The sequence below is a fragment of the Mucilaginibacter terrenus genome (assembly GCF_003432065.1).
Lineage (GTDB): Bacteria > Bacteroidota > Bacteroidia > Sphingobacteriales > Sphingobacteriaceae > Mucilaginibacter > Mucilaginibacter terrenus.
The window spans coordinates 427,883-451,716 of the sequence record NZ_QWDE01000002.1 but is presented as its reverse complement, the minus strand read 5'-3'; the positions used below and the strand labels follow the sequence as shown (position 1 = coordinate 451,716).

The 23,834-nt window shown below is 44.7% G+C and carries 23 protein-coding genes; 13 read left to right on the top strand and 10 right to left on the bottom strand.

Annotated features, from left to right (window positions below):
- Nucleotides 1–81: 81 nt before the first annotated feature.
- Together DYU05_RS12665 and DYU05_RS12660 are read left to right on the top strand one after the other, a co-directional pair.
- Nucleotides 82–2,823 carry an MBG domain-containing protein gene (locus DYU05_RS12665; RefSeq protein WP_117383476.1) on the top strand — a complete coding sequence of 914 codons (2,742 nt, stop codon included), beginning with the start codon at nt 82–84 and terminating at the stop codon, nt 2,821–2,823.
- The gene (locus DYU05_RS12660) at nt 2,823–3,506 is read left to right on the top strand and encodes a fibronectin type III domain-containing protein (RefSeq protein WP_117383475.1); all 684 of its coding nucleotides are present in this window, start codon (nt 2,823–2,825) and stop codon (nt 3,504–3,506) included. The genes DYU05_RS12665 and DYU05_RS12660 overlap by 1 nt, the downstream gene beginning before the upstream one ends.
- Nucleotides 3,507–4,780: 1,274 nt before the next feature.
- Here DYU05_RS12660 and DYU05_RS12650 read toward each other — a convergent pair.
- The 4 genes from DYU05_RS12650 to DYU05_RS12635 all read right to left on the bottom strand — a co-directional run bounded on the left by DYU05_RS12650 (nt 4,781) and on the right by DYU05_RS12635 (nt 8,423).
- Complete coding sequence (locus tag DYU05_RS12650) at nt 4,781–5,554, bottom strand: HNH endonuclease (protein WP_117383473.1); 774 nt, start codon at nt 5,552–5,554, stop codon at nt 4,781–4,783.
- 7 nt (nt 5,555–5,561) lie between these two features.
- The gene (locus DYU05_RS12645; protein ID WP_117383472.1) at nt 5,562–6,446 is read right to left on the bottom strand and encodes a hypothetical protein; all 885 of its coding nucleotides are present in this window, start codon (nt 6,444–6,446) and stop codon (nt 5,562–5,564) included.
- Between the two features lie 5 nt (nt 6,447–6,451).
- Nucleotides 6,452–7,492, bottom strand: coding sequence for a hypothetical protein (locus DYU05_RS12640; protein WP_117383471.1), 1,041 nt, complete (start codon nt 7,490–7,492; stop codon nt 6,452–6,454).
- A gap of 127 nt (nt 7,493–7,619) precedes the next feature.
- Nucleotides 7,620–8,423, bottom strand: coding sequence for a hypothetical protein (locus DYU05_RS12635; RefSeq protein WP_117383470.1), 804 nt, complete (start codon nt 8,421–8,423; stop codon nt 7,620–7,622).
- 465 nt (nt 8,424–8,888) lie between these two features.
- Here DYU05_RS12635 and DYU05_RS12630 point away from each other — a divergent pair, with 465 nt between their 5' ends.
- A complete protein-coding gene (locus DYU05_RS12630) occupies nt 8,889–9,428 on the top strand; it encodes a C40 family peptidase (protein WP_165852068.1) in 540 nt (179 codons plus the stop codon).
- Here DYU05_RS12630 and DYU05_RS12625 read toward each other — a convergent pair whose 3' ends face one another.
- Complete coding sequence (locus tag DYU05_RS12625) at nt 9,429–9,794, bottom strand: CoA-binding protein (RefSeq protein WP_117383468.1); 366 nt, start codon at nt 9,792–9,794, stop codon at nt 9,429–9,431.
- Nucleotides 9,795–9,924: 130 nt separating this feature from the next.
- Between DYU05_RS12625 and DYU05_RS12620 the strand changes: the two genes are divergently transcribed.
- From DYU05_RS12620 to DYU05_RS12610, 3 genes are read left to right on the top strand one after another with little or no spacing between them, the layout of a single operon-like run.
- Entirely contained in the window at nt 9,925–10,500 is a 576-nt protein-coding gene (locus tag DYU05_RS12620; RefSeq protein WP_235854012.1) for an RNA polymerase sigma factor, read from the top strand.
- 14 nt (nt 10,501–10,514) lie between these two features.
- A complete protein-coding gene (locus DYU05_RS12615) occupies nt 10,515–10,883 on the top strand; it encodes a hypothetical protein (protein ID WP_117383466.1) in 369 nt (122 codons plus the stop codon).
- A 31-nt stretch (nt 10,884–10,914) separates the two neighbouring features.
- A complete protein-coding gene (locus DYU05_RS12610) occupies nt 10,915–11,127 on the top strand; it encodes a hypothetical protein (RefSeq protein ID WP_117383465.1) in 213 nt (70 codons plus the stop codon).
- Nucleotides 11,128–11,140: 13 nt separating this feature from the next.
- On the opposite strand, the gene DYU05_RS12605 is transcribed toward DYU05_RS12610, so the two are convergent.
- The 3 genes from DYU05_RS12605 to DYU05_RS12595 all read right to left on the bottom strand — a co-directional run bounded on the left by DYU05_RS12605 (nt 11,141) and on the right by DYU05_RS12595 (nt 15,394).
- Nucleotides 11,141–11,623 carry a DinB family protein gene (locus tag DYU05_RS12605; protein ID WP_117383464.1) on the bottom strand — a complete coding sequence of 161 codons (483 nt, stop codon included), beginning with the start codon at nt 11,621–11,623 and terminating at the stop codon, nt 11,141–11,143.
- A 170-nt stretch (nt 11,624–11,793) separates the two neighbouring features.
- Nucleotides 11,794–13,761 (bottom strand): glycoside hydrolase, encoded by a 1,968-nt coding sequence (locus tag DYU05_RS12600; protein ID WP_117383463.1) that lies wholly within the window; start codon nt 13,759–13,761, stop codon nt 11,794–11,796.
- Between the two features lie 82 nt (nt 13,762–13,843).
- Nucleotides 13,844–15,394 (bottom strand): NAD(P)/FAD-dependent oxidoreductase, encoded by a 1,551-nt coding sequence (locus tag DYU05_RS12595; RefSeq protein ID WP_117383462.1) that lies wholly within the window; start codon nt 15,392–15,394, stop codon nt 13,844–13,846.
- 319 nt (nt 15,395–15,713) lie between these two features.
- Between DYU05_RS12595 and DYU05_RS12590 the strand changes: the two genes are divergently transcribed.
- Entirely contained in the window at nt 15,714–16,283 is a 570-nt protein-coding gene (locus DYU05_RS12590; protein WP_117383998.1) for an RNA polymerase sigma factor, read from the top strand.
- Between the two features lie 222 nt (nt 16,284–16,505).
- Nucleotides 16,506–16,913, top strand: a complete 408-nt coding sequence (locus DYU05_RS12585; protein ID WP_117383461.1) for a hypothetical protein — start codon at nt 16,506–16,508, stop codon at nt 16,911–16,913.
- A 110-nt stretch (nt 16,914–17,023) separates the two neighbouring features.
- On the opposite strand, the gene DYU05_RS12580 is transcribed toward DYU05_RS12585, so the two are convergent.
- Complete coding sequence (locus DYU05_RS12580; RefSeq protein WP_117383460.1) at nt 17,024–19,315, bottom strand: GH92 family glycosyl hydrolase; 2,292 nt, start codon at nt 19,313–19,315, stop codon at nt 17,024–17,026.
- A gap of 181 nt (nt 19,316–19,496) precedes the next feature.
- On the opposite strand from DYU05_RS12580, the gene DYU05_RS12575 reads away from it, so the two are divergent.
- From DYU05_RS12575 to DYU05_RS12555, 5 genes are all read left to right on the top strand, one after another.
- Nucleotides 19,497–20,075, top strand: coding sequence for a LemA family protein (locus DYU05_RS12575; protein ID WP_117383459.1), 579 nt, complete (start codon nt 19,497–19,499; stop codon nt 20,073–20,075).
- 102 nt (nt 20,076–20,177) lie between these two features.
- Nucleotides 20,178–20,612, top strand: coding sequence for a TPM domain-containing protein (locus DYU05_RS12570; RefSeq protein ID WP_117383458.1), 435 nt, complete (start codon nt 20,178–20,180; stop codon nt 20,610–20,612).
- A 10-nt stretch (nt 20,613–20,622) separates the two neighbouring features.
- Entirely contained in the window at nt 20,623–21,420 is a 798-nt protein-coding gene (locus DYU05_RS12565) for a TPM domain-containing protein (RefSeq protein WP_117383997.1), read from the top strand.
- Between the two features lie 47 nt (nt 21,421–21,467).
- Nucleotides 21,468–21,878: a hypothetical protein gene (locus DYU05_RS12560; RefSeq protein ID WP_117383457.1), complete on the top strand. Its 411-nt coding sequence runs from the start codon at nt 21,468–21,470 to the stop codon at nt 21,876–21,878.
- On the top strand, nt 21,865–22,416 hold the full coding sequence (locus tag DYU05_RS12555; RefSeq protein WP_117383456.1) for an NUDIX hydrolase: 552 nt from the start codon (nt 21,865–21,867) through the stop codon (nt 22,414–22,416). The genes DYU05_RS12560 and DYU05_RS12555 overlap by 14 nt, the downstream gene beginning before the upstream one ends.
- A gap of 47 nt (nt 22,417–22,463) precedes the next feature.
- Here DYU05_RS12555 and DYU05_RS12550 read toward each other — a convergent pair whose 3' ends face one another.
- Entirely contained in the window at nt 22,464–23,825 is a 1,362-nt protein-coding gene (locus DYU05_RS12550) for a RagB/SusD family nutrient uptake outer membrane protein (protein ID WP_117383455.1), read from the bottom strand.
- Nucleotides 23,826–23,834 lie beyond the last annotated feature (9 nt).

Here is a 23,834-nt window from a genome sequence, read left to right as displayed (position 1 = left end):
CGAAAAGCACCTGCGTTTTTGTGAAATTATCCTTATTTTTATCGGCATAAAACATTAACTAACAGAACCTAAGCCGATCATATGGGAAAACTTTACTTGCTGTGTTTCTTGGCCTTAATATTAGTTGCAGGCCAATCTTATGCCCAGGCTCCACAAATAAGCTACCCCGCTACTGCAAAGTTTAACGTTGGCGCTAAGATCACGCCATTTACGGTTACCTCAACCGGGGGCGCTGTACCTAACGAGCGCTACTCTAAAGTAACCACCATAGCAGGCGATGGCTTCTACGGCTATAAAGATACTACCGTGGCGTTAGCCGCCAGGTTTGCCAGCCCGGTGAATGGCACTATAGATAAATCAGGCAATATATATGTAGCGGACGCGAACCTCAACGTTATCAGGAAGATTTCCAAAAACGGTGTGGTAAGTGTACTGGCAGGTAACCCAAAAGCAAAACCCGGGGCCCTGAACGGACAAGACACCGCTGCGCGTTTCAATTACCCTACAGGTGTGGCAGTTGACAGTAAAGGTAATGTGTTCGTAGCTGACCGGGGAAATAACATGATCCGCAAGATTACACCTACAGGGTTGGTTACTACATTCGCCGGCAGTGTCAATGATGGTGATAAGGATAAAGTATACGGCACCGATGCAAAATTTAACCTGCCTTACAGCTTAGTAGTAGATTTTAACGATTATATGTACGTTGCTGATTCGTACAACGATAAAATCAAACGCATCACGCCTGACGGATATGTAGCCACCATAGCAGGAACAGGCGCTCACGGCTATAGCGACGGCGGAGCAGTCACCACTGCGAGTTTTAAGATCCCTTACAGCATAGCAGTTGATAAAAATCACGACTTATATATTGCCGATCAGAATAATAATTCCATCCGTAAGTTTACTGCTAGTACCAATCAGGTTACTACACTTACTGATACTCTTAACAAAGAGCCTTATAGCGTTGCGGTAGATGACCTTGGCAGGTTGTATATGACTAACACCAAAACCTTCAGCATACTGCAGTTTGGTCCTGATGGTAAGCAGATAGGTGACATCCCATTCTCGGGCGGCAGCTATCGTAAAATTGCCGACGGGACTGATACCCTCAGCAGTTACAGGGGCAGCATGGGCCTGTTTTATGATGGTGCCGACAACATGATCGTAACCGAACCTTACGGCAGTGTAGTGCGCAAAGTGGCTGTGCATGGCTATACTATTACCCCCCACCTGCCGCGCGGACTGGAGCTGGACGGCAATGGCAGCATCACCGGCACGCCGGAAGTGGTTAGTCCGGCGACACGTTACACCATAACCGCCTATAACAGCAAAGGATCGGCAAGCACGGTAGTTACCCTGGAGGTTGCCATTGGTACGCAAACCATCACGTTTGATAAACTCCCGGCAAAAACGTACGGCGATACCGATTTCCCACCGGGCGCTATCAGTACCGATACCCTCATTAAAATCAGGTACACCAGCAGCAATCCTGCGGTGGCTACTATTTTAAAAGATTCCGTGATACATATAGTTGGCGCGGGTACAACCACCATTACCGCCAGCCAGCCGGGTAACATAAACTACCTGCCCGCCACTCCTGTGTCGCAGGATCTGGTGGTAAACAAAGCGCCTTTAACCGTAAAAGCCGTAGACGTGATCCGCACCGACGGGTTCGACAATCCGGAGCTACCGGTTAGCTACACCGGCTTTGTTAATAATGAAACCGTAGCCATACTCACTAAACAAGCAACGACGCAAACTACCGCGGTTAAAACCTCTGCCGTAGCCGATTATCCCATCCAGGTAAGCGGTGCCGAAGCTGCCAACTATTCATTTGAGTACGTTCCGGGGAAGTTAACGGTGTTCCCCATACCTACTATCACAGCACAGGGATCCACTTCAATAGTTAAGGGTGGTTTTGTATTGTTAAAGGCTAGTCCTAATAAAGGTGGCTACACTTACCAGTGGACGTTTAACGGTATACCTATCCCGGGAGCTACCGATAGCACCTACGCCGCTAAAGAAACAGGCGGTTACAACGTTTCTCTTTCAGCCCGAAACTACACCACTTACTCGCTGTACATCAACGTGTTTGCCCAGCTAAAGCTTGCACCCGATAACTTTAAATTACAGCTAAACAGCGTTTCGTGCAAGGGCAGTAACAATGGGTCTATATTTATTTCTACCAAGCAAAAGTTAAAGTACACGGTGGTTATCAGCGGTAACAACCTAAACAACCCTATTCAGTTTACCGATACGCTTACCATCCGTAACCTTTCGCCGGGCAATTACTCGCTGTGCTTTACGGTAGAGAACGAGGTATTTTCCCAGTGTAACCAGGTAAATATCTCTGAGCCGAAAGATTTGTCGGTATATACCACCGTTAACAAAACCTTAAACAACATTAACCTGCAGCTGGATGGCGGTAAAAACTACACCATCACCATCAACAACAATAAATACCAAACCACCCAGCGGGACATTACCCTGCCGCTGATGAACGGGGTAAACAAGGTTACCGTTACTACCGACGCGCTGTGCCAGGGCATTATAGAAAAGGTGATCACCGTGAACGACCGGCTGGTACCTTATCCAAACCCTTTTAACAGCGTGCTGTATGTGAACGTAGGTAACGACAACGTTAGAAACGTACAGGTAAACATCTTTGGCCTTACCGATGGCAAGCCGGCGCATACCGCAAGCTTCACCAATAAAGCAGGCGTGCTCGAGCTTAACCTTTCGGCCCTGCCAAATGGCCTCTACTACTTAAATCTGAGCCTGGACGGACGTACCAGCGGCTTTAAAATCATCAAGAAGTAATGAAGAAATACATCTATATCCTATTCATTTGCATCCTGGCAGCAGGCTGCAGGAAAAAGGGAGGCCCGGGACCGGCACCTGGCGCGGCTATATTAATAGCGCCCGCTAAGGACCTTCCCTGCTTTACCGGTACGGTAGTATCGCAAACAGAAAGCTCCGTTGCGTTTAGCTGGAACGCTGCCGGTAACGCTTCGGCATACACGCTTACCATTAAAAACCTGTTAACCGCTACCGAAAGCACGCAGGAAACCACTACCCCAAACGCAACCGTTACGCTGCTGCGCAATACACCATATTCGTGGCATGTAAAATCTAAAGCGAGCCGGAACACTATCGTTGTCGATAGCGAAGTATGGAAGTTTTATAATGCAGGCGCGGGAATTACCACCTACGCGCCCTTTCCGGCCGAACTGCTTACCCCAACTTTTGGCCAGTTGTTTGACAACGGTACCACCAAAGTAAACCTTACCTGGAAAGGCTCCGCTGTAGACAATAACATCACCGGCTACATAGTTTATTTCGGACCAAAAGCCAACCCGGATGTTTTCCGCGAACGCACTACCGACAGCTTTGTGAACGATGTTACCGTAAGCAGCAACACCACCTACTACTGGCGCGTAGTAAGTATAGATGCCAACGGCAACATATCCGACTCCGGCATCAGCAACTTTTACGTAAAGTAGCGTTTACAGCTTAGCGGCTGTGTTGAGTGTATTATAAAAATGCTTTACACTGGCCTAATGCCATGGCGTTAGGCCGAGGTATATACGGGCGTTGCCTGTGGCCCGGGCTTTGCAGGGCTGCGCTCCGCTCCGGCCCTCCGGGCTAAACCCTTACAATCCCTAACGCTGGCCGACTCACCCCGACGTTGCTTCGCCCGTCGACCCTCTCTCCGCTACGCGCAAAGAGGGTTGAGAAAAATTGACTTACACCCCTCTTTGCGGAGCAGAGAGGGGCCGGGGGTGAGTTGACTTACCATGCGGCGCTCGCTGGCCGACTCACCCCGACGTTGCTTCGCCCGTCGACCCTCTCTCCGCTGCGCGCAAAGAGGGTAATATAACAAACCGTCATTGCGAGCGATAGCGTGGCAATCACCGACATGCTTGCGTGCGACCTTTATATCAGGAGATTGCTTCGTTCCTCGCAATGACGCGGGGTACTTGAGTGCCATACACGTCCGTCATTGCGAGCGATAGCGCGGCAATCTCCCGATATTGCTTGCAGACGACCTTTCCATCAGGAGATTGCTTCGTTCCTCGCAATGACGTGGGGTACTTGAGTGCCATACACGTTCGTCATTGCGAGCGATAGCGCGGCAATCACCGACATGCTTGCGTGCGACCTTTCCATCGTGAGATTGCTTCGTTCCTCGCAATGACGCGGTAGTACTGGAGGACCAAACATGTTCGTCATTGCGAGCGATAGCGCGGCAATCTCCGAACATGCTTGCGTGCGACTTTTCCATCGTGAGATTGCTTCGTTCCTCGCAATGACGCACAAAATCACAATTAGCCAGAAGACAGCACCCCTCTTTCCGCAACGCGGAGAGAGGGGCAGGGGGTGAGTCGACTCGCCAAGCGGCGCTAGGTTGCCGACACGCCCCGACGTTGCTTCGCCGTCGACCCTCTCTGCGTTGCGAGCAAAGAGGGTAACATAAAAAATCGTCATTGCGAGCGATAGCGCGGCAATCTCCCGACATGCTTGCGTGCAACCTTTATATCGTGAGATTGCTTCGTTCCTCGCAATGACGTGGGGTACTTGAGTGCCTGCCATACACGTTCGTCATTGCGAGCGATAGCGTGGCAATCCCCGACATGCTTATGGCGACCTTTTCTATCGTGAGATTGCTTCGTTCCTCGCAATGACGCACCAAAATCACAAGTCACCTGAAAACAACACCCCCTCTTTCCGCAATGCGGAGAGAGGGGGCAGGGGGTGAGTCGACTTGCCAACTGCCCTAACTCTTAAATCTTTCGTTATGCCTGCGAAGGAACTCTGGCTCTATAGAAAATTTTTTAGGTGGAATGAGCGCTTGGTTGTCATAGGCCACGAAATTGGCGGCAATGCTGATGATGCCATTGTTCTTTAGCAGCAAGGGCGAGACTTTGATAGTAAGGTCTTCTGTAACCGTGATCAGCCCCCGGTCGAACGCCTTATCATGCAAGCAATTTAGGGCAAGGCCGTTCTTTGGATTAAGGCGGTTACCAACATCTTCACTCCAGGGGAGTATGTGACTGGCAACCAATAACGACCGCTCGTTTATGCCCGTGATACAGCACTGATCTTTGAAGTTACTGAGCACCATTTTACGGAAAGCGGTTTGATTAAGGCGTACCAATACCGACCTCACCGCTACCCTACCCTCAGCAGGTTGGTACTCATCCTCGTCTATCGGGTTTAGTTCTTCTACAGTAGTGCCTTGTTTTTGGGCGAGCAGCTTCTCACTTTCTATAAACAGCTCGTCCCAATTGTTCATGTACTCCTGCCAAACCTCCCTATCTAATTTACTGGCATTCTCTAAACCCTTTATGCCCCGGGCTTGCAGCTTCGGATCGAAACTGGCGAAATTGCCCAATTTGTAAGCTATGGCCGCAGGCGTACGAGCAATAATTGCTGCCAAAGATTTCACCTCCGGGTTACCCGCGTTCATCTGTCCGAAAGGAATTTTGGAGTACAGGTTAACAGTGAGTATAAGTTGCTCTTTTGTCCAAAGGGATTGACCAAGCTTCATTTATTTTTTAAGCGCAAAAGGTCTTTAATATTTCATTATAAATTAATGCTATCCAATTAAGCAATTCATCGTTGATAATACCAAACAATATATCACTTTCTAATATATCTGTGCCTTTTATGTTTCTTTTGCCTCCCATAGCAAAGTGAAAATATCTATTTCTAAGATTAACACATAAATCTAGAATTTGATCGTAACTAGTTGTAACCGATAAGTTCTTTGAATCGGATAATATTTTTTCATTGGGAATAAACAACTTGAAAATATTATAATGATTCTTATTAATCTGAGGAACTAATGAATTAAAGTTGAAAGTCACCGGGGTATCTAAATATCCAAGTCCATTAAAAAGCTTTTTTACAAATGCATCGAAAAAGAGGAGTTCGTTTTTTGATGCATCAAAGTAGTTCTTAATTCTATCAAACGTACCGTAATAATCTCTGGAATGAGATGCATAGATTAATGGAAAGCTGTAGGAAATGTATTCTAAAGATCTATAAAGGTGCAGAAATGCCATTGTATTGTGCCCTTTTTGTCGCCGATAGAAACAAGAAGTAACTTCTATTAATAAGTTTTCGAAAAAGCTATTATTTAGTGTTGTAGAGCTTTTCAAAAATTCACACACCTTTGTGAAAGAGATCTCAGGCTCAAGACAAGTTCGTATGGTTGTAGATTTCACAACGGCATTAGTATCCCTCCCAAGTATGAAGTAGTTATCGTATTGATCAAAACTATCTGAAGTAATAAGGTTTGTACAACGGAGTGTACCTGTTAATATACGAATTAAAAGAGCCTCATTTGATATAGATGAATTTAATACGAACTCTGGCTTGATAAATCTAACATATTTGGGATCTACAAGTTCATCGTACTGGTAAGGGTTATAAGACATAAAATCTAGTTTAAGGCCTCATCATTGAACTTTCCAAGTAAATCTATTTCGTCAATGTCTGCTACGGTGTCATAGTTTGATATAAAGTAATTCGATAAATTTCTACGTTCTCTACTCAGCTTGATTGTAGAGAGCTTTAAAGCCGAAAACGTTTCTTCAAACACATTTATGCTTTTTTTAAACTGCTGAGTGTTCAAAAGCTGAACTACCTTAAATGACTTTCGAATACCCACCGAAAATCCAATTATGTTATTCACATTATCAAACCACTTTTTCAGATAGCTATCTTCAGAAAAGTTGTTTATTAACTTAATAATATCACTGTACTCTAATCCATCTTCAGTTATGTTAGAATCAATAATCTTCCTTGCTATTAGTTCATCTAGCTTACTTTCAATAATTTTATTATTATCGATAGCTGTACTATTACTCAAAAAGGCCAAATATGACTTTATAATATTTGACTTTTCAAAAGAATGTTTGACCTTGCCAGCCCCCTTAGATTTTTCTGTTTGAATCACAATATCTAAATCATCAAAATCGTAGATATTTCCGAGTAATATTTCTATTTGATGGTTAGCTGTCATTGGCTTTTGCCCATTGTTTAACGTTATCATTCTATAAAGCAGATTATCCATCGACTTACAAATCAAAACATTAACAAATAATGGACGTGTTAAATTTAAAGCAACGTCTAATTCTGGTTCAGTATAGGCTTGGTGCAATGCATTTAGACGTTGAATTCCATCTAATATAAATGCCTTTTTGATGTTCAGATTGATATATTCGGTTGCTTCTTCTACTTCTATTGGAAGCTCATCTTTGTCCAATATGAACGCTAATGTTATAGGCGGAATTATACATTCTCTTAGTAAATCTCGTCTCAACCTTTTATAGAACGTAGGATTTTGAAGATTTCTTTGAATGGTTAATTTATTGATTAACTCATATAGATGTTCTACTGCAAATGCGTAATTAGTTTTTCCAGTAATAAATTTGCTACCAATTACATTGTCATCATCAATAGTATAGATTTTTATAGGCATTTCGACTTGTTTAAAATCTAAGTTACTTATATTATCAAAATTTGCAAGGTCTGTAAATACAGCCTGTTCGTCACAGGACGTTACTGATACTAAGTCATTTTACCGTGTTATAATGCTTATATTGTATTTAGGCTTTATATATAAACTTCACATAAATCACCAGCCCAACATACAACAGCATTACTACGCCTACTATACTGCCCATGATCACCAAAAGCGTTTTCTGCCAGCTCCATTTTATGGGCTTTACGTTGGGGAAAAACTTAACACGGATAGATATTAACCCTATTAAAGCAACAATTACTATGGGCACCCACAGGTAGCGCCAGCCCCAGTCTTTAAGGTAAAGCCAGCGGGCCGTCCAGCGTTCGCTTTGCGGCAGGTCTATATCGGTTACAAAGTAATTGCCACTGTATGATCTTCCTATTTTTACCCCGAGCTGCTTTTTGTGCTGCAGCAGGAAATAAGCGGTGCGGCTGGCTTCCAGGGTAAGCGGCTGGCCGTGGTATATAAAGGTAACGTCGGTACGGTCCCACCCGCTTTTGCGGTATACTATCTTTTCTATATCTTTTATCTTTAGGGTTTCAGCGGTAGTGGGTTTCAGTAGTGCCGATACCAAAAGTTCTGTTTTTACAGAGGTATAATAACCTGTCATAAACAGTGCCATGCACGCGCCAAGGAAATAGCCGAAGAAACCATACCATTTGCTCCCACTGGAATATACACCCCGCAAAGCTATGTACACCGCCGCCGGAAACAATATACCGCACACCCACCAGGCCAGCGCCGCCGAACCTTCGCTGGTGTACATGTTTAGGAATACCAGCCCAAGCAAATAGGCGCCAATTACCCACCCGACGTAAACAACTGCGATGATGGTCTCGTACGGTTTAATAGGGTTTTTAGATGGCGCTTGGCTTGGGCTCTGCATAGTTTATAAAACTAAAAAAGCAGTAACAGGTTTTAAGGGCTACGCTGCAATTCATCTGCAAACGGCCAACATATCCATCATTTCCAAATAGCTGTTGCAAACGGTAGCTAAATGCGCCGACAGGCCTATACAGTATCTTTAGCATTTTGCCAGTCGACTTGAAAAAGTGTGGTTTTTAAAGGTTTTTGCTTACCTTAAAAGCCCGCGCTCAAAACTGTATCACCATGGCAAAATAGCCTCAAAACTGTAACATGATTGCCAAAAGTGTAACATGTTTAAACATGCATTATATGTAAGATGTTATTAAATAGCTACTTACGAAAAAATTATCCTTTTTAGGTGTATCAGGTGTAACACCTTCTAGTGTTACAGTGATACAGTAGGGGTACTTGCCTATCGGATAACACAATTTTTGCGTTCGGGTGTATTAAAGGTATGCGTTTAGCCGGTCCGTTAATGTTGATAATGATGCTTTTACTGGGTTGCGGTAACCCCGATGAACCTACCTACACCATAACCGCCCAGGACAGCAGCGGCAAGGTACAGCCCACTACGGCTACCCTCCCCCCAACAGACGGCACACCTAATCAAAACCATGTAAAAACAGCCAACGTAGCCGCTACAGACCTAGTAGCCTATGCCCGTACGCTAACCGGAACTCCCTATAAATACGCCTCTACAGACCCCACGCAAGGGTTTGATTGTTCGGGCTTTATAACATATGTGTTCAACCATTTCGGTATAGCGGTACCCCGCACATCAAAAGATTTCACCGACGTAGAGCACGAGATACCCTTAGAACAGGCCTCCCCCGGTGACCTCATCCTCTTTACCGGTACTGATCCGAGTGACCGTGTTGTGGGCCATATGGGCATAGTGGTATCAGAAAAGGGCTCGCCTGTTACGTTTATCCACTCAACCTCGGGCAAAGCCAAAGGCGTGGTAGAAACCACCATGAACGATGATTATATGCAGCGTTTCGTGAAAGTAGTGAAGGTATTTTAGTTAATACTGCCCTATGCTCAGCAGTACCAGCGTACAGGCGTAATCCGTTTCAATGCCGCGTTCCTGAGCAAGTTTCTTCAGTTCGGAGTTTTCGGTACCCGGGTTAAATATGATCCGCTTCGGGTTGGTAGCCAGAATGTAATCGTATAATGGCGGCTGGTTCTGCGGGCCAACATAAAGGGTGATTGTATCTATATCGCTGTGAATAGCTTCGGGCTTTTCAATTTGCACACCGGCAACAGCGCCTGTCTTAATACCAACGTTTACAATTGGGTGTCCGTGCCCGGTAAGCCGGTTAGCAGCAAGGTATGCATATCTGCTGGGATCGGGCGTTGCACCTAGTATCAATGTCTTTTTGGTTGCCATAGCTAAATAACGACCAAGATAGCTAATGGTTTTACTTCTTCCGTATAGCTGTAAATAGTTATCATCAATCGAAAATATTTTAAAATGTTTTCTTGCGCCGCTCGTCTTATCTTTAAACAGTTATACAAAAGTGACCAGCGTTGCAATGCCCCGAGACAAGAACAGCCATATCGTACAAACCATAGCGTCGTACGGTAAGAGCCTGATGGGGTTCATTCGCAAACGAGTAAAGAGCGATGCTGATGCCGAAGACATTCTGCAGGATGTTTGGTATCAGTTCAGCAATGTGATCAACGCGGAACCTATTGAGCAAACCGGCGCCTGGTTGTATCGCGTAGCTCGCAACAAGATCCTCGACAAGCATAAGAAACATACAGAGACCCTGCTGGATGATATGTTGGGCAACAGCACGGACGATGACGACGATCTACCTGATCTGAAAGCGATACTGCTGACCGAAGCACGTACTCCGGAGACGGAGTATATCAGTAATCTTTTTTGGGAGCAGCTTTTTATAGCTCTTGATGAATTGCCTGAAAATCAGCGGCAGGTATTTGTATGGCATGAACTTGAAGACGTTCCCTTCGACGAGATAGCAGAACTCACCGGCGAAAACACCAATACGCTTGTGTCTCGAAAGCGGTATGCAGTATTGCATCTACGTAAAAGGCTGAAGCAACTTTATAACGAATTAAATGATTATTGAAATTACCTATTAAGATGAAACCACATAATAGAAAAAAATTATTCCTAATTCCGTTCGGAATACTTGCTTGTTTAGCACTCGCCAGTTACGCCGTTATGCTGCTGTGGAATGCACTTTTACCTGACATTTTACACGTAGGAACTATTAGTTACTGGCAAGCTGCAGGTATTTTTATTTTAAGTAAAATTCTCTTTGGCTTTGGAGGGCCGCGCGGAGGCGGCGCACCATGGATGCGGCGCAAGCGGATGATGGAAGAGCACTTCCGGAACATGGGGCCAGAAGAACGTACCAAGTTTAAAGAACAGTGGCGGGACCGTTGCAACTGGGGCAAACGCCGTTGGGATTGGCAAGAGCCTAAAGAGGAAGCTAAAGCGGATAATTAACTATGTTACAGTAGCTACAATAAATTAACTTATGGATGTGCTTATATTTAAAACCAACGTGGCTACGCCCCTGCAAGCAGGCCGGGTAAAGCCTTTGTTAACTGCTTTGACCGATATACGCCAGTATAACTTTGACCTGGAGGATTGCGACAAAGTGTTGCGAGTGGTAAGCTCTAACATTGAGCCACAAACCATTAAGCACATCCTGCATATTGCTGGATTTAAATGCGAGGAGCTGGTGTAAGTTTCGCTTGATGTTAGCTTAGCAATCTTTTGAGTAAAGCTATTTGGCCGCTGTGATAAATGTGGTGCTGTATCAAACCTTCTATGAGTTCGCTGTAGGTTACACCTGTGCCGAGTGCAGGGTTGCGCTCATCATTAGTAGGAGCACTCCATTTATCTTCTGGAAATTTCATTATCTCTCCCGCCAACGTAACATTTGCCAATTTAAAGCTCGAAAGCAACTGCTGCCATTTATGTTCATCAGGTGTTCCCGGATCTGGCCAGTCGCCGCCGGATGGTTCTCCCGCAAGTTTACCGTTCATGCGTGCTGTTACTTCCTGCGTCCAACTTAACATATGCAACATGATGCCTGCAATACTATGCACACTGCCTTCCGGCAGTTCGTAGGCCATTTCTAGTGCGATGCTACTTAGAATATCATATGTTTTCGGACCATACCATGGATCGCCATAAAGGACACTTTCCAGCGACGCATTTAACCTTTCTGCAGTTGTCATAGTTAGTGAACAGCTTTGCTCAACATAAGTTTATGCTTAGTCAGGCTATCCTGGTTGTTTGTACCAGAAACTCCAACGCGCGCTGATGTCGTATCTTACTTATGTATACCATAGTGCATTCTATTGGTCTGGCTGTGAGGATTTGGCGAAATGCTAACTAAAGATTTCGGCTACTTACTTATAAGCGTTACATAGCTCACCGCAGGTAGCTTAAATTTGGCTATACCGTTCTTTATCTCTACCGCTTTTTCTTCCTTCATATTCAACCTTGTAGTTGTAATATAATATCTCAGCTCTTTAACATTGACTGGCAACCCGGTGAGTGTAACCTTGCGGGTACTGCCGTTATTTACCAGGTGTAATACATATACACCTTTGCTATTATCACCTAGTACTGCGGCGGACACACCTGCTCCGTTTACTGTTATAGGCAGTGCGTAAACGTTCTTTGGAGTGTTGGCTAATTGTTTCAGGTTCCAAAATCTTTGGCCGGGATGCAATGGCTCATTGTTGCCAAAGATCCCTCCGCCTATAAGCGGCGAATAGTCGGCAGTAAGCTGCCATTGCAATATGGTAATTGGTTGGCAAATAGCTAGTATGCGGGTATAAAGGTTTATTTCCTCCAGAGCATAAGTTTGCTCCTGGAAAATATCCGGGTAGTTCCACGCGGCTGCATCTATACTTCCCTCACCTACTATCAACGGTACATTAAGCTGATTGGCAGCATCAGCCCATTTCTGAAGGATCTCGGTATCCCACCCTCTCCAGGAGTGAAAAGACACAGCCCCAATGTATGGTCTGGCCGTTGGATCGTTCAACGCGGGATAGATGAATTTATAAGTTGTTGCGTCCGAGTTATCGCCAAGCAGCATTTTAGTTTTCAGGCCTTTTGACGCCATATAGGCACCTAACCCTTTTATAAAATCGCGGTGCTCTTCAGGAGTAGCACGAACGTTTATGCCCAAATCGCTTTCATTAAAAGAGAACATTTTATACTCGAAACCGTACTTTTCTTTAACGTATAAAATGTAATCAGTTATTGATTTGTATATCGCGTCCATACTTGCAGGATCTAATTGGTTACCCCATATACCTTCGGGGGTTGGCCGCATGTTCAGCTTACCCAAAGCAGCCCATTGGGGTGGAAACCAGGCCGACAGGATAACCGGCATACCTGCACTATCTAGTCGTTTGCCCATTTGCATGGCTTTAAGCACAGCTGGGTTTAGTTTACCTTCTCTGGCTGCAGCAGTTGGGTCCATATCTTTTTCAGGCTGCCATAGGCGCCAGGGCATTTCTACCCTGCCATAGGCAACACGCAGGTTCTTTAAGCTATAGTCAATTACCTGCGGATCTGTCTTCGGGTTTTGCAGCCTGAAGTTGCCGCCCAAACCTTCGAATATCCGCCCCTGCTGCGATGCGTTTATTGCCATACTTATTGGCTGTTCATCAATCTCTCCCCATGTTTTAATAGTAAAGCTTTTACTTAGCTTCGCACCACTCTTAATTTCTGCCAAAGCTACCGGAATGTACAATTCTAGACCCCTGGTTGGCTCCCTGCGAACAATCACCATTTCCGGCTGATCGAAAGAAACCTTCAGTTTCCGCTTAGAAGCTGTGAATTGGATGCTTTTTGCGCGAACATTCAGGTAGGTATTGCTAAATTCAGGAGCAGCCTCCTTGAGAGAATCATTCTTTACACCGGATAACTCTACCCGACTATACTGGTACTCTTCGTTGGGGAGTGATATGCAGAAGAACACACCTTTAACTGTCATGTCCTTTCTTGCATCCGCCTGCACAACAACCTTAACCTTACCGCCACTCACATCTGTTACAGCCTCGGTAAAGTACAAGCTGTCTATGCGGGTGCTCACTATCTGGCTTTTACCACTCCGTTTGTATTTAGGCTGCTGGCGTTCTTTTGCAGTGGCATATACATTCCTGCCATCTTCAGAGATTACCCGAATGCTCGACTCAAATCCATATAGCTGGCCCTTGTGGCGTATACCCCTGATATTGCCCCAGGGTTCTACCTCAGCCTGGCTGTAAGCATTACTTGTAAATAGGCAGCAGCAGATTGAAAATAAAAATAAGGCAGCTCTGAAAAGCCTGTTAGATAAGTATTGTTCTTTCACTTTAAGGTTGATCTATTCTTGTCCAAATTACACCTTATCTTACATACTCTGTAATAGGAATTGAACGATCTATAGTGAAAATTTAACTTAGAAATGCCGCAGCAGCATTAGCGCAATTCACACCATCTATAGCTGCCGAGATTATACCGCCCGCATAACCGGCACCCTCGCCACATGGATACAAACCTGCCAATTGCGGGTGCTGAAGGGTTTCTTTGTCACGAGGTATCTTAACCGGGGATGAAGTCCTTGATTCTACGCCTACCAATATTGCTTCATTAGTATAATACCCCTTCATCTTTCTGCCAAATGCAGGTAAGGCTTTACGCAAGCGCGCATGTATCCAGTTGGGAAGTACTTCTATTAGATCAGTACTCTTGCATCCGGGCAAATAGGAATTTACAGGCAGATCAGCTGATATCCTTCCTTCCACAAAATCAACCATACGCTGAGCCGGCGCAACCAAATTACCACCACCAGCTTTAAACGCCAGATGTTCGGCCTGCTGCTGAAAGTTTAACATTCTAAATGGATCATTCAAATCGCCAGGTACATCTTCCATATTTATCTGTACCACAGTACCCGAGTTAGCAAACGGGTTATTGCGTTTGGATGGGCTCCAGCCATTTACTACTATTTCGTTTACATCAGTAGCGCAAGGCGCTATAATGCCGCCCGGGCACATACAAAACGAAAACACCCCGCGGCCATCTACCTGTTCTACCAGGTTGTAGTACGATGGAGGAAGATCAGGCCCGCGGTATTCACAATGATATTGGGCTCTGTCTATTATTTCCTGCGGATGCTCTATTCGCACACCCAGCGCAAAGGGCTTTGCTTCTATTGAAATACCCTGACTGTGCAGCATTCTAAAAACATCATGAGCGGAGTGCCCGGTGGCTAGTATTACGGCATCTGCCAGCAACTTTTCCCCATTTGCCAGCTGCACACCGGTTATCTTGCCAAACTGAACAACCAACGATGTCACCTTGGTATCAAACAGCACTTCGCCGCCTGCATCCAAAATACTTTCGCGCATAGCTGTAATAATCTGCGGAAGTTTGTTTGTGCCAATATGCGGCCGGGCATCTACCAAAATGTCTTCTGTAGCGCCATGTGCTACAAAAGTCCTCAGCACACCATTAACATCGCCACGCTTAGTGCTCCGTGTATATAGTTTTCCATCCGAATAAGTACCCGCGCCACCCTCTCCAAAGCAATAGTTAGAGTCCGGGTTGACCAAGCCTTGCTTGTTTATATTGGCCAGATCTCGTCGGCGCTGTTTTACATCCTTACCCCGCTCCAGTACTATTGGCTTTAATCCTTTATCTATACATTGCAAAGCAGCAAAAAGGCCAGCAGGGCCAGCACCAACAATTATTACCTGCTCAGCATCTTTTACGTTCTTATAATGATGATTAAAAATCTCCGGAACTATCGGTTCATCTATAAAAGCCTGCACCTGCATACGGTATACCACCTTACGCCCTCGGGCATCTATCGATCGCTTGATAACCTTTACGCCGGTAATTCTTTTTGGAGAGATACTAATACTGGCAGATACAAGTGCCTTTAAAACATCTTGATCATCCTGTTGCCCGGGCGGGCAAACAACCTCAACTTCCTTAATCATAATATTGCCGGGTTTTTATCCCGGATAGTACAAATATACTGTTTTTGATTACGGCGACAACGCCTTTATAGCTGTGTTAAAGTTTGTCCTGCGGCAACTTCCAATAAATTATTAAACTATAATGTATCACATCTTAAATATAGTGCGTAGGGTTGTTTTTGCTTAGTGTACATCACACACTTATAAAGTCGTTCGATTAAGAACGGTTACCGTACGGAAGCGAACACTTAAAAGTTTAGTTAAATTTTAAAAAACTGATTATCACCGATTTATATAAATGGCTGATTTTTGGCATAACCTGAATCAATACAATATCACTATGACACCGAACACCGACACAAAATTGGCAGCCCTTTGGGAAGGATGCCTGAAGAACGACAGAAAACAACAGGAGTTGCTTTATAAAACACTTGCACCCAAAATGCTGGCCGTATGCATGCGCTATGCAAAGGATAAAGACGAAGCCCAAGACATTCTACAGGAAGGCTTTATTAAGATGTTCAAGAACATGCACAACTACCGGGGTGAGGGCAGCCTTGAAGGATGGATCCGCCGCATTATGGTACACAGTGCAATTTCACGCTACCGCAAGGCTAAAACAATGGTTTTGGTTGATGACTTCACCGAGCAAAATATACCAGTAAGCACAAGCAGCAATGGTAATGGACTTGAGGCGAAAGAACTAATGGCCATGGTACAGGATCTTCCTACTACTTACCGCTCTGTTTTCAGCATGTATGCTATTGAAGGTTACTCGCACCAGGAGATTGGAAGCAAGCTTGGTATGAGCGAATTATTATCACGCACCACACTGCACCGCGCACGTACCATCCTGAAAAATAAGTTAAACAGTCTTGCTGTAAGAGAAAGCCACTGTTTGGCTTGCTAATTATCTGTCTGGAATCAGAATTTCAGAATTTAAGGATTAGCAGAATCCAGACCTAAAACCGAATAGAGCATCTCGAAGAAGATCACCTGATTTATTGATCCGCCGACAAGCCCGTCAGGCCCGATCAACAAATCAATAAGTGAAGGCAAACTCCCCCAAACGCCTCACAGTGGTTTAAATAATAAAGTTCTGCGGAACACTACTGTCTGCTATATTTACCGAATGGAGAATCCTGTATCCGGTAAAAGCCTTGCAAAGGAATTGCTGATAACTTGGCTCATCAGTTCAGTGCTTACTATAATCACGCTTGCTATCGTTTTTTCAGCTGAGTCGCAAGGTCTTGAAGGAGGGCAGGGACTTATAATCATGGATATTGCTGCAATATTTTGGAACCTATCACTTACCCTGCTGGCATCAACGGTTTTCATCAACACGAAACCAATTTTGCGGGAAAACAAACATTATACATTCGCGAGTTATTACGTGTTGCCATTACTCGCATCTGTTTCAATTGTACTCAACATTCATGATGACGACGTTTGGCCATCTTTTCTATCCATGAGCATTCCCTTTTTTATTGTGCATTCATTTTTCTTTTTGAGGCGCGTTGGCGTTATCACATGGAATTAACCAGCAATAACAAGGCCCGTTTAAGAAACTTCATTCTGCGAATAGCTCCGACTTTGCTTAAACGGGCATATAGCGAGCCCAAACTAACCTCAAGTACTGAACTCTACTCCTTATTTATGCTTACTGCTCATGTAAAACACCAAATCGCCGCCGCTCATGATTTGGTTATGAGTGATAGACAAGCCATTTAGAGGCTTCCCGTTGAGCGTCATCTTCTGTATGTAAACGTTCTTCTCGCTTTGGTTTTTAACAGTGATGTTGAACTGTTTGCCATTGCCAACATTAATGCTTGCGGTGTTGATAGCAGGACTGCCTATAGCATATTCCGGTGAACCAGGTGCTATCGGGTAAAACCCAAGCGTGCTGAAGATATACCATGCACTCATTTGACCGGTATCATCATTACCCCCTAATCCATCAGGAGTTGGCTTATACATGCGATTCAGGATCATACGGATGCGTTCCTGTGTTTTCCATGGCTTATCAGTCCAGTTATACAAGTAAGCTACATGGTGCGATGGTTCGTTGCCATGCACATAATTACCAATAATACCATCGCGGGTGATGTCCTCTGTCTCTGCAAAGTACTTATCAGGCAATTCCATAGTAAACAGCGAGTCGAGGTAGCGTACGAAGCGCTTATCGCCTCCCATCAGCTTTATTAAACCTTCGGGATCCTGCGGAGCAAACAGCGTGTAGTTCCAGGAGTTCCCTTCAATAAAGCCTTCGTTAATAGTGCTCAGCGGATCAAACTTGGCACGGAATGTACCGTTGGCCAGTTTAGGACGCATAAAGCCGACAGCAGGGTCATACACATTCTTGTAATTCTCACTACGTTTGATGAATTCGTTGTAAATGTCAGTTTTACCAAGCTTTTTTGCCATTTGTGCAATTGCCCAGTCATCGTATGCATATTCCAGCGTATTAGATACCGATACTCCTGTTTTTTCATCAGGAATATATCCCCTGTCAATATACTCGCCTATACCCTCGTAGCTGCGGTGTCGTGCAGTTGCAACCGCAGCATCTAAAGCCTTGTCAGCGTCAAAAGGTGCGTTGCCCTTAACTATCGCGTCGGCTAATACAGATACGCTGTGATAGCCACTCATACACCAGTTCTCGTTTGCCGAATTGCTCCAAACCGGCAGCATATGTTCAGGACTCTGATCATAATGTACCAGCATAGAGCGGATCATGTCTGCATTACGTTGCGGCTCAATTATGTTGAACAGCGGGTGCAAAGCCCGGTAAGTGTCCCAAAGGGAGAAAGTAGTGTAGTTAGTGAAGCCATCTGCCTTGTGTACGTTCTGGTCTAAACCCTTATACTGTCCGTCCACATCCATGTAAATGGTAGGGTTTATCATGGTGTGATACATTGCTGTATAAAAATCTTGCTTCTTCTCGGTGCTGCCTGTGACAGTTATCTTGTCCAGCTCCTTTTCCCATAGCACCTGACCATCGTTTTTCACCTTTTCAAAATCCCAGCCTGGTGCTTCGGTCTGCATGTTGGCCATTGCCCCATCCATACTTACAGGCGACAAGGCCATTTTAATTTTTACTTTTTCGCCTTCGTTGGTTTTAAAGTCGAAATAAGCACGTATTTGCTTTCCGGCAATCTCAGGGAAATTCTTGCTTTGATTGAATTTACCCCAGAAACCACCATATACCTGGCGCTTGTCGTACTTTTTAAAACCGTATTGGGTAAACGGCTTAGAAAACTTCATTGCGAAATACAACGTGCGTGTACGTGCCCAGCCATTTGTTTGGCGGTAGCCCACAAGAGTGCTATCGTCCAATACCTTTACGTAAGTCCAAACTGTTTTATCCGGATAGTTGTAAATACCCGCCATCAGATCGAGGATGATATGTGATTGGTCGCTCTTGGGGAAAGTGTACTGGTGAAAGCCAACACGGGTAGTGGTGGTCATCTCAGCAGTAATATTGCTTTCATCCAGCTTTACTTTGTAGTAGTTTGCTGCACTAACTTCGTTAGCGTGCGAAAATCCGGAGCGATACCCGCTGCCCGGTTTATCAGCGGTGCCAGGGTTTAGCTTCAGGGTTCCTACAGTAGGCATTATCAAAAAGTCGCCTAAATCCGAGTGGCCAGTTCCACTGAAGTGTGTATGGCTAAAGCCTACAATTGTCTTATCGTCATATTGGTACCCCGCGCAGTATTTATAAACATCGGGATTATACTTCCCGTTTAGTTCATAGCTGGCAGTATCTGTTTCGGGGCTAAGCTGTACCATTCCGAACGGAACGGTTGCACCGGGATATACATGGCCCATGCGCTGGGTACCTATAATAGGTTTTACGTATTGTACTAAGCTTTCGCGATTGTTTTTTTGTGCGGAGGCATAAAGCGCCGGTAAAAGCAGCAGGGCGGCTAATGTTTTTTTCATTAAATGGCAGTAATCAGATCAGTAAAATAGATAACTATGGCAAATATAATATCATATACGGTTTACGCCCATTTAAAAGCACATTAGCTTGCCATTATGGCGTAAATGTTACGGTTTGTAACATCGGTATGGCTTTTGTAATCTAATTCGTAAATTACATCACCAAAACTCAACAACAAAAATGAAAAAGCTATTCTCAATACTATTAGTTATGGTTGCTGCCATGTCTTTAAGTTCATGCAGTTATAACAGCATGGTTGGCGCAGACGAAAACGTAAAAGGCAAATGGGGCCAGGTACAAACTCAATACCAGCGCCGCAGCGACCTGATACCTAATCTTGTATCAACAGTTAAGGGCGAAGCCAATTTTGAGAAAAGCACATTAACAGAAGTTACCGAAGCACGCGCTAAAGCTACTTCTATACAGGTAGACCCTACCAAGTTAACTCCTGAAAGCATACAGAAATATCAGGAAGCACAAGGCCAGTTAAGCGCCGCATTAGGTCGACTGCTAAGCGTTACCGAAAACTATCCAACTTTAAGGGCAAACGACGCATTTAGAAACCTGCAGGTACAGTTAGAAGGTACTGAAAATCGCATTTCTGTAGCCCGTAAAGATTTCAATGATGCTGTACAGGCTTACAACAGCAAAATCCGCTCTTTCCCAGCCAATATTACTGCAAAGATGTTTGGCTTTAAAGAAAAAGGATATTTCCAGGCAGAGCCCGGTTCTGAGAAGGCACCTAAAGTGTCCTTTTAATTAGTGAAGTATAATTTAGTGAATTGGTAATTGAGGCCTATTCTGGCTGTACTGATTCACTAAATTTTTAATAAACTACCATTTACCAAATCACTAATTAACATGGCGGTATTTACCGATGAAGAGCAGCTGCGGATACAAAAAGCGGTAGCTGAAGCTGAAAAGAATACATCCGGTGAGATCAGGGTCTGCATAGAGAAAACCTGTAATGAGGAGACGCTAGACCGGGCGGCAAAGTATTTCACGCAGTTAGAAATGCATAAAACCAAGCTTAGAAATGGTGTATTAATTTACGTTGCCACTGTTGACCGGAAATTTGCTATTATCGGTGATGCAGGAATTAACAAAGTTGTACCTGCCAATTTTTGGGATACCACCAAAGACGCAATGCTGGAACATTTTAAGTACGGAAACATTGTTGAGGGAATTGTTGCCGGTGTAGCTCTCGCAGGTGAACAGCTTAAAACGTTTTTCCCTCACTTGATTGATGATAGCAACGAGTTACCAGATGATATCGCCTTTATTGATGGCCAATAAACTTACCCTGATGTTTAAAAAAATACTATTGTGTATTAGCCTCGTGCTTTGCACTATTACTGCCTTCTCGCAAGACTATCCGGAGAAACCAACCAGCAGCCCGGTAGCCGACTTTACAGGCACGCTTTCCTCTGACGATAAACAAAAGCTGGATGCTAAACTCAAGGCTTTTGAAGACTCCACATCCAATCAGATATCTATTGTTCTGATCAAAACTTTGGGCGACTATGAAATAATCGACTACGGCATCGGTTTGATGCGGAAATGGGGAATTGGCCAAAAAGATAAAAATAATGGCGTGCTAGTGTTGGTAGCTACTGATGATCGCAAAATGTCCATTCAAACCGGTTATGGGCTGGAGGGCGCCCTTCCGGATATTACCACGCAGGAGATCATCCAAAACGATATGAAACCCCGCTTTAAAGAAGGTGACTTTTATGGTGGGCTGGATGCTGCAACTGATGACATAATCAAGGCGACTAAAGGCGAGTATAAAGCTGAACCAAAAGCAACTAACCGGGCCGAAGGTAAAGGCGGGGGCAGCGTTGGTTTTATCGTCATCATTGTAGTTATTATACTTATTATCGTCTTTCGCAACAAAGGCGGCGGCGGTGGCGGCCGGCGCGTTATTGGTAGCCGTGGGGGAGCAAATCCTTTCTGGTGGCTTCTTGCAGGAAACTTGCTTGGCGGTGGCGGTCGGAGTAGCGGCAGCGACTGGGGCGGCGGTGGTGGAAGCTGGGGAGGCGGCGGCTGGGGTGGCTTCGGCGGCGGCAGCTCAGGCGGTGGAGGAAGCAGCGGTAGCTGGTAATGCTTCAACGATTTTAAAAATGCTTTCATACACTACGATTTTATATCATGTTACAACGTGATTACATGCTTAATGAAGCGCGTAAGTTAGCGCTCTTGCTTGCCAAGCTTATGGGCTTAAAGGCCGAAGGCAACCCCGCAGAGTACGAAGCGGAGCTTAACAGGGCACTTCAAAGCGAATACAACACGGAGCTTGCTTTCATGCTCGGGTTATCTGAAAAGGAGTTTGAGAGTACGCTATTAGCAGAAAATTACAGCGTAGAAAAGCTGAATGCGCTAAGTCAAATACTTTATGTATTTGCAGAACCCTTTGAAAAGAATGAAGCTACTGCTGGTATACTGAAGAAAGTAATCCAAATATTTGACTTACTTGAGAACAAGCACCATTACGAATCTTTCGACAATTTGAATAAAAGAAGTCATATTTACAGCTTCTTTAAAGACTATGGACAACTATAAGTGGAAAGTTCTCTCGACCACCTATGTGCATAAAAGCCCATGGGCCACGTTGAGATCTGAACGATGTGAAATGCCCGATGGAACAATTGTAGATGATTACTACGTTTTAGAATATCCCAATTGGGCCAATGCAGTTGCACTCACTACAGACAATAAGATAGTGCTGATACGCCAGTACAGGCATGCAGCAGGCATATTATCGCTAGAGTTGCCCGGCGGTGTTATAGAAGATGGTGAAGGCCGCGACGAAGGTATGCGCCGCGAGCTGCTAGAAGAAACCGGCTATGAGTTTAACAGCATTGAGCTAATTTCGACGGTGTATGCCAATCCTTCTACTGCCGCCAATGTAACTTATTGTTATTTGGCGCGTGGCGGCAGAAAAGTTCAGGAACAACATTTGGATGAACACGAACGAATAGAGGTGTTTGAATACACCATTGATGAAGTAAAACAATTGCTTGCCGAAAACAAGATTCCACAAGCATTGCATTGTACCGGCTTGTTTTACGCGCTGATGAAGCTTGGAGAAATAAGTTAGATTTTTACGTTAAAAAGAAAGCCCCGGACAGTTCCGGGGCTTTCTTTTTAGTAACCTTCGTTCTGGGTTAGATTAGCATTTGCATTTATCTCACGTAAAGGTATAGGGAACACCAATTTTGGCGAGTTATAAGGCAATGCACCAACGTTCTGTTTTAATCGTTTAGCATCGTGCAGGAAGAAACCGCCTTCAAAAGCAAGTTCCAGCCGCCTTTCTTTTAAGATACTCGCAAGCGTTACAGTTGCAACATCATTAAGGCCTGCGCGTTCTCTTATCTTATTGATATCAGAGGTCGGCGTAGCTCCCAACGCTGTACCAAGCCTAAAATTTGCTTCGGCGCGGATAAGGTACATTTCGGCAAGCCTGATCACCCGCACGTTGCCGTACACATTGCTGAACTTACCCACCCTAAGCACGTCATCACTATCCAGTGTATATACTTCAGCACGTTCATCATCTGGTTCAAACTCCGCAAGGAAATTGTCTCTAACAATGATGTCGCCCCGGCCACTATCATCGGCAGAGGCGTAATAGGTGTTCATGCTGTTTGTACCCTGTTGAGGTGTAACCTGCACAGCAAACAAATCTTCTGTGGTGTTGTCTACATGCACCTGAGCAGGGTAAGGGAATTCGTCGGTATATGGGTTAACTAACGAGAATTTGTTAGCCGAAATTACCCTGTTTGCAGCTGCAGCTGCATTAGTGTAATCGCCTTTTTGCAAATACACTCTTGCCAGCATACCGGCAGCAGAGTATTTGTTTGCGTAAAAGCTATTGCTTGCCGGTAATTTTGCCTCAGCGTCGGTTAAATCTGCAATTACTTGCTGGTAAGTTTGCTCAACGCTCGCACGTGATACCTTTGAAGTTTCATCTACAACCTTGGTGGGTGTTAACACAATGGGAACACCCGGGTTGGTTGCCGGGCTGCCGTCATTATAAGACTTCCCGTACATCTCAACCAGGTTAAAATAAACAATACCACGGATGAACTTCGCTTCACCCTCCATCCTGTCCTTTTGCGCTGCTTCTGCTTTATCAAGGTTGGCAATAACATTGTTTGCCTGGTTAACAGCCTGGTAAGAAGATAGCCACATATTTGCAACAAAGCCATTATCGTTAGGGATGGTTTGTGATACCATCTGTGTTAAATCCTGGTAAGTTCCCTGCCAGTCAATTATAGATTGCGTAGCCATCAAATCGGGTTCAAAGAAGGCGCCTCCCCCGTAAACATCAGAAAGCCCGAGGCGGTTGTATGCACCTACCAGCGTTATTTGCACGTCTGTAGACGTAAGAATAGCTTGATCTTGTTCTATTTGCTGAAACGGTTTTAGGTCAAGCTGCTTATTGCAAGCGGTTAATAACAACGCTGTGCTTAAAGCGGTAATGTATATTGGTCTAAATTTTTTCATTGCTATAAT